General features: G+C 39.5%; 11 protein-coding genes and 1 pseudogene. 1 reads left to right on the forward strand and 11 read right to left on the reverse strand.

Annotated elements, in window-relative coordinates; translation table 11 throughout:
* On the reverse strand, positions 1–1,285 hold a 1,285-nt coding region (locus tag AVJ20_RS17045; RefSeq protein ID WP_162689799.1), incomplete at its 3' end, for a GA-like domain-containing protein.
* 500 nt (positions 1,286–1,785) lie between these two features.
* Positions 1,786–2,982 carry a peptide antibiotic transporter SbmA gene (gene sbmA, locus AVJ20_RS17050; RefSeq protein ID WP_111886044.1) on the reverse strand — a complete coding sequence of 399 codons (1,197 nt, stop codon included), beginning with the start codon at positions 2,980–2,982 and terminating at the stop codon, positions 1,786–1,788.
* A 459-nt stretch (positions 2,983–3,441) separates the two neighbouring features.
* Here sbmA and AVJ20_RS17055 point away from each other — a divergent pair, with 459 nt between their 5' ends.
* The gene (locus AVJ20_RS17055) at positions 3,442–3,636 is read left to right on the forward strand and encodes a hypothetical protein (protein ID WP_078193067.1); all 195 of its coding nucleotides are present in this window, start codon (positions 3,442–3,444) and stop codon (positions 3,634–3,636) included.
* A 273-nt stretch (positions 3,637–3,909) separates the two neighbouring features.
* Here the strand turns inward: AVJ20_RS17055 and AVJ20_RS17060 are convergent, their stop codons facing one another.
* From AVJ20_RS17060 to AVJ20_RS17100, 9 genes and pseudogenes are all read right to left on the reverse strand, one after another.
* Positions 3,910–4,971, reverse strand: a complete 1,062-nt coding sequence (locus AVJ20_RS17060) for an AbrB family transcriptional regulator (RefSeq protein ID WP_111886045.1) — start codon at positions 4,969–4,971, stop codon at positions 3,910–3,912.
* 46 nt (positions 4,972–5,017) lie between these two features.
* Positions 5,018–6,517, reverse strand: coding sequence for a tripartite tricarboxylate transporter permease (locus tag AVJ20_RS17065; RefSeq protein ID WP_111886046.1), 1,500 nt, complete (start codon positions 6,515–6,517; stop codon positions 5,018–5,020).
* A gap of 13 nt (positions 6,518–6,530) precedes the next feature.
* Complete coding sequence (locus tag AVJ20_RS17070) at positions 6,531–6,977, reverse strand: tripartite tricarboxylate transporter TctB family protein (RefSeq protein ID WP_111886047.1); 447 nt, start codon at positions 6,975–6,977, stop codon at positions 6,531–6,533.
* A gap of 54 nt (positions 6,978–7,031) precedes the next feature.
* Positions 7,032–8,087, reverse strand: coding sequence for a Bug family tripartite tricarboxylate transporter substrate binding protein (locus AVJ20_RS17075; protein WP_111886052.1), 1,056 nt, complete (start codon positions 8,085–8,087; stop codon positions 7,032–7,034).
* 35 nt (positions 8,088–8,122) lie between these two features.
* The gene (gene tcuB, locus AVJ20_RS17080; RefSeq protein WP_111886048.1) at positions 8,123–9,274 is read right to left on the reverse strand and encodes a tricarballylate utilization 4Fe-4S protein TcuB; all 1,152 of its coding nucleotides are present in this window, start codon (positions 9,272–9,274) and stop codon (positions 8,123–8,125) included.
* 3 nt (positions 9,275–9,277) lie between these two features.
* Positions 9,278–10,671, reverse strand: a pseudogene (gene tcuA, locus AVJ20_RS17085) (FAD-dependent tricarballylate dehydrogenase TcuA).
* 99 nt (positions 10,672–10,770) lie between these two features.
* Positions 10,771–11,703, reverse strand: coding sequence for a LysR family transcriptional regulator (locus tag AVJ20_RS17090; RefSeq protein ID WP_111886049.1), 933 nt, complete (start codon positions 11,701–11,703; stop codon positions 10,771–10,773).
* A gap of 226 nt (positions 11,704–11,929) precedes the next feature.
* Positions 11,930–12,037 carry a DUF2474 family protein gene (locus AVJ20_RS17095; protein ID WP_111886050.1) on the reverse strand — a complete coding sequence of 36 codons (108 nt, stop codon included), beginning with the start codon at positions 12,035–12,037 and terminating at the stop codon, positions 11,930–11,932.
* 11 nt (positions 12,038–12,048) lie between these two features.
* Positions 12,049–12,879 (reverse strand): cytochrome d ubiquinol oxidase subunit II (locus AVJ20_RS17100; RefSeq protein WP_111886053.1); only part of this gene is annotated, 831 nt, incomplete at its 5' end.

Here is a 12,879-nt window from a genome sequence, read left to right on the forward strand (position 1 = left end):
TATCAATACGGTCTTGTAGTGCATCTTTATCCGCGCTGTCTGGCAAAGCATCCACTGCATTTTGGGCTGCATCTTTGGCGTCTTGCGCATCTTTTAATGCATCTTCTAAGGTCGCTTTTTCTTCAGGCGTGATTAAGCCATCTGTATTGGCTTCGTTAAGTGCATCTTCGGCTGCTTGATAGGCATCTTCTGCTGCATCGACTAAGTCATTCGCTAGATCCAGTGGGTTTTCTGTGCTGTCATCAACACCGTTTTCATTGGCATCGTTGACCGTTGGAATGCTGATGTCCGTCAAGGCATCAATGCGATCTTGGAAACCATCTTTGGCATCTTGCACTGCTGCAGGTGCCGATGGTAAAGCATCGACCGCATCTTGGGCTGCATCTTTGGCATCTTGTGCCGCTTTTAATGCAGCTTCAAGTTCGGCTTTTTCGGTTGGGGTGATTAAGCCATTTGCATTGGCTTCATCTAAGGCATCTTCTGCGGCTTGGTAGGCATCTTCAGCGGCTTTTACTGCCGCTTCTGCATCGGCAATTTGCGCATCAACGGTATCATCAATGCCATTACCATCTGTATCGGTCACAGGTGGAATGACGATATCCGTTAAGTTATCGAGGCGATCTTGTAGGTCGTCTTTTTCAGTACTGTCTTTTAATGCGTCAACAGCTTTCTGAGCAGCATCCTCAGCGGCTTTGGCATCGACAAGTGCTTGCTCAAGCTTGGTCTTTTCTTCAGGGGTAATTAATCCATCCGCTTGTGCATCGGTCAAAGCATCCTTTGCGGCTTTATTTGCATCTTCTGCTGCTTTTACCGTTTTTTCTGCCGCATCGAGTGCTTGATTTGAGTTGCCCGAACCCGATGAACTATCTGAATCATTATTTGCCCAAGCTAAAATGCCTCCTGCAGTAACTAAAGGAACTAACCACGTCCATAAACCAACTGTTGAATCTGAATAGAGTAAAGGATTAATTTCATCGATCGGATTATAGTTAATTTCAAATAATCCAGCTTCATTTGGATTTGTTTCTAATAGATATAATTTATCATCTTCTTCTAGTACAACATTGTTTTCATTTGGATTATCTGTAAAGTAATTCTCAATTATTAGTTGCTGTCCGTCTTTCATTTTTATAATTAAAGTATTTCCACTTCTCTCCATACTTAAAACATTTTCTTTTGAAGTATGTATAACAACAACAGAAGCCTCCTTTAATAAAATATTACTCGTTTGTATGTTTTCTAAAACAGAATGATGTTCTTTTGATACAACTTGGACTTGTAACATGACAATTACCCTCTGGCTTATTTATATATTTATGATTTAAAAATTTTTTTTAACCACAAGCTTTATCTTATTAATCAAAAGGCATGTGAATGGACATATAACAGTTCAGCAAAGTTAAAAAAAAATATTAAAGTTTTTTTCTTTATCGCATTGTTAAGATGCTTCATGCCAAACCGAAAGAATGAATTTGCATACAAATACACACTAATATCCACAATATGTGATTTTGTTTGCATTTCAAATGTAAAAAAAAGCAAATAAAATGTGATAAAATTCAACAAAAACGTAATTTTTATAACTTAATCATCGATATAGATACAATATACATACGTAAATTTACCAAAATTACATAATAAGTATTTTTATTTACATTTTTTTATAAAATCATGAAATAAGATCTAACCTCTTTAATTTATTGATTTTATTTATTTGTAATTCTCATTAATTAAAACCATAAAAAAAACCTGTAATTAATTACAGGTCATTTTTAAAATTAAAAATTAATTATTAATTGTTTTTTCAAATGATTTTAAACGTTTGTAAATAGAAATCAGTTCAATAATAGTCGTCCAAGAGGATATCAGGTATTGGAAGGAATCACGCACACGTCCAAAGACATTTAAAATTTGCATTAATATACCGAGTGTAATTGTTCCCGCAGCAATACTTGGGAACAATATAAAGAACCCATAAATATTATCAAGCTGCATATACCAAATACGAACGAGATTAAAATAAGCATAGTGGAAATACAATCTAAAATAATTAAAACGGACTTTACTAAATAATTCTTTTAATGTGAGAGGGTCTGCTCGATCTGCATGATCTTCACCATAAACTAATTCTTTACGATATGCTGCTTCGACTTTTTGATTATTAAACTCCAAACCCGGTAGTTTATAACCCACAAGCATTAAAATAACTGTCCCTAATACTGCCCAAAGAACTGCCGCCCAAACTAATGCATAAGCGATTTCCCCCACGACAGGTAATTTATTTACATGTGTTGATAAAGTTAACAGCACAGGGAGAAATGCAATTAAGGTCATCACCGATTCAACTAAGCTTACCCCAAGTCCCTCTGTGGTTCTCGCAAAACGCATCGTATCTTCTTGAATACGCTGTGAGGCACCTTCGATGGTTCTCAGTTTTTCCCAATGTGCAGTATAAAAGTCATTCATTGCGGTACGCCAACGAAAAACATAATGACTAACGAAAAACAGGTTCAATACTGCCAGTGTGACATATACCATGGCCACATAGAGAAAAGTCAGCGTCTCTGAATATAGCGTCGCCACATCGCCCCCACCACCTGAAAGCATCTTCTGGATCAGATCATAGAATGGGTTATACCAAGCATTGATCACGACATTACATTCCACACTAAACCAAACATTAAACAGGATAAATGCGGTTCCCCACACAGACCATCGTTGCCAAGGATTATCTGATTTAATTTTCCAAAAGGCTGCAAAAAGCGCCGTTGCTACAAAAAACCAAGTATAGAACCATAAAAATTTGGGGCTCCAAAATCGGCTAATACCAATAGGCAGTTCTGCTTGATGATAATTTGCAGCTAAACCAAACATCGTACCCCAACTATTGCCACCGCTATACCACAAGACAATATTGATCACGAACCATATAAGGAATGATCCAAAAAACCATTTTGGATTTGGAAAAAAAGATTTAAACATTGGTCCTACATTTCCCTCAATCTTTGTTTTTAGTTTGAGTTGCTGATGATAAGTTTTATTTCATTAATTTTCTTGTTCAGATTGAAGATTTAACGCTGTTTAATCTGAAATTTAACAATCAAATACAAGACGACACATCATTCGATTAGCTTAAGGATGAAAACTGAAGTTCACCTTAAATTCATTATTGATCATGCCCTTTTGATGATCTGGTCATTGTTTGTGGAACAAAAAACACACCTTAGGACATATAATTACAGTTAAAAAGTTTGTCATATTTTAAAATTATTTTTGATATCAATAGATTAAAAAACCTTAATTTATTTAACCATTATTTAAACTTAAGTTATGGAAATTTCTAAAATATTTTCTGCGATGTAGCTCACGTCATTTACAAAACCTGTTTCTTCACCAATAATATGCTAAGTTCAATTAACAACCTATGCTTGGGGAAGTAAAATGGAAAGTGCAATTGTTGAATTACTCAAACCAATTACATTAAATAAAGAAAATTGCAGTCCTTTGGTTTTTGAAACTGGCACCGTTCTGAAAGTGATTATGCAAACGCCAGAAGGTCTGTTGGTAAGCAATGATGATAAATTTAACTTTATGATTTCATTCAAAGATAAGAATGATGTTTGGCGCGAAATTTAATTTTGACGTTAAATCTTTAAATCTTAGAATTTTGCATAATAATGAAATTTAAAATTTACTGATCTAAAACGGCATTAAAATAGTAAGGGACTGACGAGAGCAGTCCTGAATCAAATTGATCTCACTTACTCCTCTTCACTTTCAAACCATCATTTAAGACCGTTTTCTCAACTATCTTTCATTAATCTCATTTTTTCTAACTTCTACTCCGCTGTATTTAAATGCCAAGCTATAGAAAGTATTCTATTTAATTCATCTGAATCAAAGATTGAATTAGGGATAATTAAGGCTTATCTGTTGTTTTAAAAAATATTTTTTGCTCAATTGATAAAAATAATTGGTCGTCAATATCACGAAAATCAGCCGTGATAGTTGAAACGCAACCACGATAGGCACAGCTAATCCAAGAGCTTTTGCCATTAAAGACATTTCTGCAATGCCGCCGGGAGATAAGCCTAAAACTAAAATTTTTCCATTGGCGTGACTGATATACACCAAGAACAATGCAAACAGGATGGATAATCCTAATGCCAATAAATTTAAAATGGTCGTGATGGCGATGAATTTTTTATGGCTTTTTAAAAAGCCAAAAGGAAACTTTGTGCCTAATGACCAACCTATACATATTTGTCCAAAGGCCGTAAACCACGTCGGAAATTTTAATTCCAATGCTCCGAAAAATGAAAGAAATCCCACCATAACTAATGGTCCGAGAACCCACGCATTTAATACATTGAGTTTTTGAAATATTTGCGCAATCAAACAGGCCAAAGCAAATAAAAGAAGAATTTGGGCAATTCTAAAGTGTTCAATGATGTGTTGGTCTAGACTCACCCAATGAATATCAAATAATGCCGCTAAAAAGATTGGTACAAGCACCACAAGTGCCACGATTCTCAAACTATGCGCAGCAACAACTTTATCCACTTGCGCATGATGATGTTCTGCGATATTCACCATTTCACTGGCACTGCCGATTGCAGAAGAAAACCACGCCGTTGCCCAATCTAAACCATTGATACGATATTGTAATCCTGCGATAAGTGTTCCCAAAATCAATGACCATAAGATGCCAAGTACGATAAAGATCCAATAGGCTGAAATAGCATGGACCAGCGCTGGGGTAAAATATAGTCCCAAAACCATACCAATAATGACTTGTCCCACTTTACGCCAATGCGGTGAACATGTGAGTGGTTGGCCCATACAACCAAACAATAAAGCCGCTAGTAATGGCCCGAGCAACCACGGTAAAGGGAGATGAAGTAAATTTGCGATGAGCGCACCGATCAGTGCGCATACCAATCCTTTGGTATTTAATTTTATTATTTCCATATGATCTAAAAGCAATGGTCAGACTCGCTGACCATTGCTTCTCCATTTAAGCTTTTTGCTTCTTAATGAATAGATGTTTACGGACGATTGGCAAGATCAACAACAGTGCTGACATGACCCAAAGTCCCATACTGATGTTACTGCTCCACAGAATACTGAGCTCACCTTGAGAAATGGAGAGTGCACGTCGTAGATTTGACTCCATCAATTCACCCAGTACAAAACCAAGAATCAGAGGTGCCAATGGAAAATCAAATTTTCGAAGGATATATCCAACAATACCGAGCCCCATACAAAGCACAAGATCGAAAACAGTGCTATGAATTGCAAATACCCCAACAAAGCTGACGGTTGCAATAATAGGAATCAAAATATAGCTTGGAATCGAAAGTAAACGCGCAAAGAAGCCAACTAAAGGTAAGTTCAATACCAATAAGATAATATTTCCCACCATTAAGGATGCAATCAATGCCCAAACCAATACAGGCTGCTCTGTAAATAATTGCGGACCTGGGGTAATGTTATACATGGTCAAAGCCCCCATCATGACCGCAGTTGTTCCAGAACCCGGCACACCTAAAGTCAACATTGGGACAAAAGAACCACATGCTGCCGCGTTATTAGCACTTTCTGGCGCGGCCAAACCACGTAGATCACCTTTACCAAATTGACTACTATCCCCCGCCATTTTACGTTCAGTGGTATACGCCATGGCACTCGCTACACTGGCACCCGCACCCGGTAAAATCCCTGAGAAAAACCCAATCAAGGATCCACGAATCATGGTGGCTAAGGCACTCAGAAACTCTTTAACATTAAATAATGAGCGTTTTCCTTGTTCTAAAACCACTTTGCCCATCGTGGTCCGTTCAAGCAGCAGTAAAATTTCACTGATACTAAATAAACCAATCACCACAGTTGTAAAGGCAATGCCGTCACTTAAACCCACACTATCAAATGTAAAACGATAAACACCAGTAATCGCATCCATACCCACGGTCGAAATTGCCAGACCGATCAGCGCCATGATTAACGTTTTAAATGGTTGCGTGCTGACTAAACCGGTCAAGCACACAATTGCAAAAACCATCAAGGCAAAGTATTCCGCTGGTCCAAAGGAAACCGCCCATCGCGCCAAAATCGGAGCAAATAAAACAATCCCAATAAAGGCAATCGTACTACCTATAAATGAGCTAACAGATGAAAGGGATAAAGCAATACCTGCCTTACCTTGCTGAGCCAAAGGATAACCATCTAAAGTGGTCATAATTGCACCCGCATCGCCCGGCACATTCAGCAAAATTGCAGAAATTCGTCCACCATATTCACAACCGAGATAGACTGCTGCCAATAAAATTAAAGCACTATCAACGGGTAATCCTAAGGCGTAAGCAAATGGTAATAAGATGGCAACACCATTGATTGGACCCAATCCCGGCAACAGTCCGACAATCGTTCCAATAAATGCACCAATAAAAGCAATGAGTAAATTTTGTGGTTGTAAGGCAACTTCAAAACCTGTCATTAAGAAATTAAATATGTCCATGTCATTGTCATCCCTAACCCAAGAAGCCTAGTGGCAATGGCACATCCAAAACACGGTCAAACAGATAGTAGGTACTCATACTCAGCACCAAACCCGTAATAACAACTGGTATTGTTTTCCCGTTAAAAAGTTTCCCAACCGCGATGGTCATCAGTAGCGTTGCTGCGATAAATCCCAACCATTCGAAGCAAAGCGCATACAGTGACAATGCCAATGTACATAGAACAAGTTTGCCGATTAAATGCTTATTCCAACCTAGTTCAACAGGTTCAAACATCATGGCTGGGCGCACAGTCAAATAAATGGCACTCACTGTAATTAAACCCATCAGTAAAATTGGAAAGGCTTTCGGTCCTACAGGATCGTAGGAAATAGGCGCTTCAAAATTGCATGCGTAAATTAATAAGAAAAAACCGCAGACCGCAATGATGGCCGTAAGAATCCGTTCAGATTTCATCATCTATCCTCGAAAACAAAAAACTGAGTTAAAAAGGCATTCAACTCAGCATCTTTGTTATTTTGATAATTTATATTCTTCTGATAATTGGCGCATTTCAGCCGTTTGCTTATAGACATAAGCACTGATTTCTTCACCCGTTAATTCAAATGGCAACAGGTCCTGATTTTCTCGAACTGCATCGAATTTTTGATTGGTCATCATTTTATCAAAGGCATTTTTCCACCAAGCATATGCCTCATCACTGACCTTTGGTCCCATGTAGAAACCACGAATCACAGGCCATTCCAAGTCATAACCTTGTTCCTTCGCAGTTAATAACTTAGAAAATTTACCCGCTAAACGTTTATCTGAAAACACGGCTAAAACACGGATATTACCCGCTTCGAGATGCGAGCCAATTTCACTCACATTCCCCACACCCACTTGAATATGTTGACCTAACAAGGCTGTTAATACTTCGCCACCGCCTTCGAGAGCTACAAAACTCATATTGGCAGGATTTACCCCAGCCTTTTTTGCCAAAATTGCCGTTTGCATCCAATCTTGACCACCCACACTGCCAGCACCACCAAAACTGATCCCTTTTGGATTTTCTTTTAGCGCCTTCATCAGATCCTCCAGTGTTTTTAATGGCGAATCCTTATGCACTGCCACTAAACCGTAATCAACAGCTACACCCGAAAGCCACTTCACATCCTTCTCAGTAAAATTACCAAATTTACCTTGAGCCAAATTCAGTAAAGAACCAGTTGAAAATGCGATGACCGCATTGTTATTTGCTGGATCATTATTCACGATTTTATTGTAAGCAACGGCCCCAACGCCGCCTGGCATATAGGTCACACGCATGGAGTCTTTTAATACTTCAGTTTCTTTAAAGCCGGATTGGATCAGCTTACAGGTCATATCAAAACCACCGCCCGGCTTTGCAGGGGCAATACATTCTGCACGTTTTGGATGACCAGGATCTTTTGAGGCATTGCCTGTACCACAGCCAACGACAGCAATACTGGTGCAAGCGACGGCTAACCATTTTAATTTCTTCATTGTTAAAATATCCTTATAACGTTGTAGTCCATTTAAAAGTTCAATTTTCTTACCTATAGCCATCATCGACCTCCATGGTCCGGTTGTGGTTTGGGTGCTTACTTGGTTTTTGAATTCGTTTTAAGTTTTGCGACACGTTCTTCGACGGCAAATTTTAGTAATGCGGCACTTCGGTAAAAGCCGTGCGCAAACTTACCAAAAGGGATCGTCAAGAAGAAAGTCATAACGGTTGCAAGATGAACAATCAGCAAGAGAGCCATTGCGGAACTATCGCGAAACGCCAATAGCGCCAGACCTGTAATGCTGATCAGCAATAAAAGGAAGATAAAACCACGGTCCATAGGTTTTTGTTTTGCATCACCATGCATCGGATGTCGTTTAATATTGAGATGTAGCAGCCCGATCGGTCCAATGATCAGACCAATACCGCCCAATGTACCCAAAATCACAGGTAAACTGGTGTAGGCATACGGTGCTTCTAAGCCTAAAAAGTAGTGATACATCGTCGCGACACTGGTTGCCATAAAGCAAAGTAAAAATCCATACATCGTAAAGTGATGGAGAACACGGCGGATTTGTGTATAACGATCATCTTCCTCATTACAGCCTTTACCATGTCCACCATCTAAATATTTTAAGGTCAGGACATTTTTTGACGCTTGTAAGATATCGGGTTGAGCAACGCCTTCTGGAATAATTTTTGAAGTTTGTTTCCAAAATTTTGCTATTCCCAAGCCCAAAAGCATAAAAGCTAAGATAAATACAGAGCCAAATAACACGGCAAGAAAGTTATGCGGAAAAATTGCATAAAAATTCCCTTGATATTGACCAAAGATATTGGTGCCATTGAGCCAAACACCCAAGAGCATCAGTAATGCAAAAAATACCGACATCGCAGAAACTAGCGGAATTCCAGTCTTTTTATAAATCGCACCAAAAGATGCAGGAACTGCAAATTCTTGATAGGTTTCTAGGCGGACTTGTGCCATGGCTTGAGGAATATTGACGCCAAATTCATGCGGAGGCGCATACTGACAGGCATGTAAACATGCGCCACAGTTGTGGCATAAATTTGCCATGTAATGAATATCGGCTTGAGTAAACTCAAGTCTTTTGGTCATTGCAGGGAAAACCGCGCAGAATGTTTCGCAGTAACGACATGCATTACAAATCTGTAAAGCCTGTTTTACTTGTTGTTCATGATCCGTGAGCTGCACAACTGGTATTAAGTTTTTAACATTTGCATTCATTCTTTAAACTCCCAGTTTAAACGCAGCTTGAGCCGCATTTTTTCCTGCAATCCAGCCAAATGTCGTTCCGATCGACATACCTACACCGGCCGTATAACCTTGCCCAAGTACATTGCCTGCCATCATTTCGCCTGCAACAAATAGATTTGGACTCGCGACATTTTCAAAGCGCACAGCGGCATCATCTTCGACTTTTAAGCCTAGATAGGTGAAAGTAATGCCTGGACGTAAAGCGTAGGCATAATATGGCGGTTGGTTTAAAGGAACAGCCCAATGTGTTTTTGCGGGCGTTAAATTTTCGGTATGGCAATTATCCAGTACCGTGTGATTAAACTCACCCGCCACACAGGCTTGGTTATAGTCCTTCACTGTTTGAACTAAAGTCGCAACATCTAGATTTAATTTTTCTGCCAATTCTTCGATCGTATCTGCCCTAGTACCTTCAAAGACTGGTGGCATAAAACGCCCAACCGATTTTGAATCAATAATTGAATACGCAATCTGACTGGGCTGTTTTGCAACTAAACGCCCCCAAATGGCATAACGTTTCGGCCAGAAATCTTCGCCTTCATCATAAAAACGTTGCGCATTTTTATTGACCACGATGCCGAGTGAAACACAGTCAATACGGGTGCAAATGCCACCATCGTAGAGAGGTGCGCGGGCATCAACTGCGACACAATGTGATTGAGATGGGTCGCCAATAATATCTGCCCCCTGATCAATCATGAACTTTAATAAATTGCCTTGGTTAAATCGTGTACCTCGGATAATGAAATGATCTGCAGGCCATTCGCCATTTTCATTTTGTCCCCACGCTTCTTTTAACCATTCGCGATTGGATTCAAATCCACCTGCAGCTAATACACATGAAGCGCCGTCAAAACGCGTGCCATCTTCAGCAATTGCAGCAATAAATGTCCCATCTTCAATAATCAGTTCATTGATTTTTGTGTTGTAGCGAATCTCGACCCCTAAATCTTTTGCACTTCTAAAATAGGCATTCACCAAAGCTTTACCACCACCCATAAAAAATGCATTGGTCCGTGCTACATGTAAGGCACCTGATAACGGTGGTTGAAAATTTACCCCATGTTGACGCATCCAATTACGGCAAGTTGCGTCGTGCGAATCACTAAACGCGCTAAATGCTCATTGGTTTTACCTGCAGTCACTTTGAGTAAGTCCTGCCAATATTCTTCTTCTGGGTAGGCATCGACTAACACATCTTGAGGTTCATCATGCATACAACGCAGGTTACGGGTATGTTGTGAATTTCCACCGCGCCATTCCTTTGGTGCTGCTTCTAACAATAAAACTGAAGCGCCAGCCTCCCTTGCTGTCAATGCTGCACATAAAGCGGCATTCCCCCCGCCAATTACAATTACATCATGCATTCGATGTCTTCCCTTTCGAATTTGATGTAATTTAAGACCAAAACTGCCTAGCGCTGTGATAGGCAACTTTTAAATAGGTGTTTAGTAAAATTAAATAGGCTAAAAATCTAATAGCTCTGCACTTGACCATAATCCTTTATTGATCAGCTGCTTAACACAAATTTTAATTGCTACTTTGGTGGCGAGACTTGCAGGAGAAAGCTCTTCTTCAGCAATACTAATAAGATAATTAATTCGATCCAGCACTGGTTCGACTACTTTGAGTAAACAAATATCTGATTTGAGATAATCAAAATGTGCACTGACAGGTTGAATAGTCGCCATATTTAAGTTGCTGACACAGTTCATGAGTAAGTGTAAACCATCAACTTCATAATTTACGTCTAGCCCCTCAACCTTTTGATCTATGAATTTACGTAAACCATGTCGTTGGCTTGGTAATACCAGAGGCAAACGATTCACGTTTTCTAAATCAATTTTTCCATTTTCAATGCAGTGTTCAAAGCCATGCTCTTTCAGTAAAGAACGATTTGCCATAAGAAACATTTGTTCTTTTAATAACGGTTGTACTGCCCAATTGGCATCGACATCTTGGGTAAAAATAATGGCAATGTCGAGCTGTCTTGAGTTGACTAAATTGGTTAAATTTCCCGAGAGACTTTCAACTAAATGAATTTTAATATCAGGATAACGCTCTGACATGAGCTGCATAAATGGTATGCCCAGAACTGACGCTATACTGGGTGAAAATCCTACACTCACATGACCCGTCAGACGAGATGAGTGCGCCGCCTCAATGGCATATTGCACATGACGTAGAGAAAGTTGAGCTTGCTTAAAAAATGCTAAACCCGCTGGTGTGGGCGTCACACCTGTAGAATTTCGCTGTAATAAACGTGTGCAAAGTTCATCTTCAAGTTTTGCAATTTGTTGACTGAGTGCCGATGTGCCAACCTCAAGTTTTTGTGCAGCTTTGCCTAAACTTCCAGATTCTACAATGGTGATGAAATATTTGAGCTGTTTAAGTTCCACTCACGCTCCTTAAGTTTTTTCAATGCATCATGTTAGTTTTAACAATATAGAAGCTAAAAAAACAGAAAAATCATTCAAAAGAAGTATTGAATATAAAAAAAATATATTTTATGTATTTCGACACTTTAAATTGTCATATTCTACCTACTCAATTCACCTTTAGTCCCTCAAAAAAATCCACTATCTTACCCGGCAAGATAGTGGATTCAGATTTAAGGAATAGGTTCTAGTAAGCCCACTGCACCAGCAGTCTAAAGAACCCTGCGACAAGCGCCAAACTCAAGACACCACCAAGCCATAGCACAATAAACCAGCCTGCTTGATTCAGTTTCATGATGATTCTCCTTAATGATAGCCATCATCGCCGACACGAACTTTGTCACGGAACACCCAATACGACAATGCGGTATAGAACAAAATAATCGGTATCAGCACCAATGCTCCAATCAAGGCGAACAATTGACTGCTTTGCGGTGCTGCTGCCTGCCAAATGGTGACGGATGGTGGGATGATATTTGGCCATAGACTGATTAAGAACCCTGTATATGCCAGCACAACTAAGACAAGTGTATAAATAAATGGCGCAAATTCCTGACGTCTTTTACAGGCACGTAAAGCCAATAATGTGAAGATCAATACTAAAATCGGCACAGGGCTAAAATAGTACAGTTGCGGCAAGCTAAACCAACGATTTGCAATCTCTGCATGTACCAATGGGGTGTAAATACTCACTGCAGCAAAAATCACAAATAAGGCGATAATCAGTTTTGGCATGAGGCTAAACATATGATTTTGAACACGTGCATCAGTTTTAAAAATCAGCCAACCACAGCCTAAGGTGGCATACAGCACCACTACAGCAATCCCAGTAAAAATTGAAAATGGGGTCAGCCAATCCAATCCGCCACCACTATAAATACCATTGGTGGTTTCAATCCCTTGGATATAAGCACCTAAAATCATACCTTGGAAGAATGATGCCAAGATCGAGCCCCAAATAAACGCTTGATCCCATAAATGTTTGGTTCGGTTCGCTTTAAAACGAAACTCAAAGGCGACTCCACGGAAAATCAGCGAGATGACCATTAAGATAATCGGCATATACAGCGCAGAGAGTACAGTCGAATACACCAATGGAAATGCCGCAAATAAGCCTGCACCACCTAAAACCATCCA

Origin of the sequence: Acinetobacter sp. CFCC 11171, from assembly GCF_003268405.1 — a bacterium.
Lineage (GTDB): Bacteria > Pseudomonadota > Gammaproteobacteria > Pseudomonadales > Moraxellaceae > Acinetobacter > Acinetobacter amyesii.

What these genes read in the sequence shown, in the direction of transcription:
- tcuB (WP_111886048.1), bottom strand. Translation starts at nt 9,274, where the DNA reads ATGAATGCAAATGTTAAAAACTTAATACCAGTTGTGCAGCTCACGGAT.
- AVJ20_RS17070 (WP_111886047.1), bottom strand. Translation starts at nt 6,977, where the DNA reads ATGATGAAATCTGAACGGATTCTTACGGCCATCATTGCGGTCTGCGGT.
- AVJ20_RS17065 (WP_111886046.1), bottom strand. Translation starts at nt 6,517, where the DNA reads ATGGACATATTTAATTTCTTAATGACAGGTTTTGAAGTTGCCTTACAA.
- AVJ20_RS17095 (WP_111886050.1), bottom strand. Translation starts at nt 12,037, where the DNA reads ATGAAACTGAATCAAGCAGGCTGGTTTATTGTGCTATGGCTTGGTGGT.
- AVJ20_RS17060 (WP_111886045.1), bottom strand. Translation starts at nt 4,971, where the DNA reads ATGGAAATAATAAAATTAAATACCAAAGGATTGGTATGCGCACTGATC.
- sbmA (WP_111886044.1), bottom strand. Translation starts at nt 2,982, where the DNA reads ATGTTTAAATCTTTTTTTCCAAATCCAAAATGGTTTTTTGGATCATTC.
- AVJ20_RS17075 (WP_111886052.1), bottom strand. Translation starts at nt 8,087, where the DNA reads ATGGCTATAGGTAAGAAAATTGAACTTTTAAATGGACTACAACGTTAT.
- AVJ20_RS17055 (WP_078193067.1), top strand. Translation starts at nt 3,442, where the DNA reads ATGGAAAGTGCAATTGTTGAATTACTCAAACCAATTACATTAAATAAA.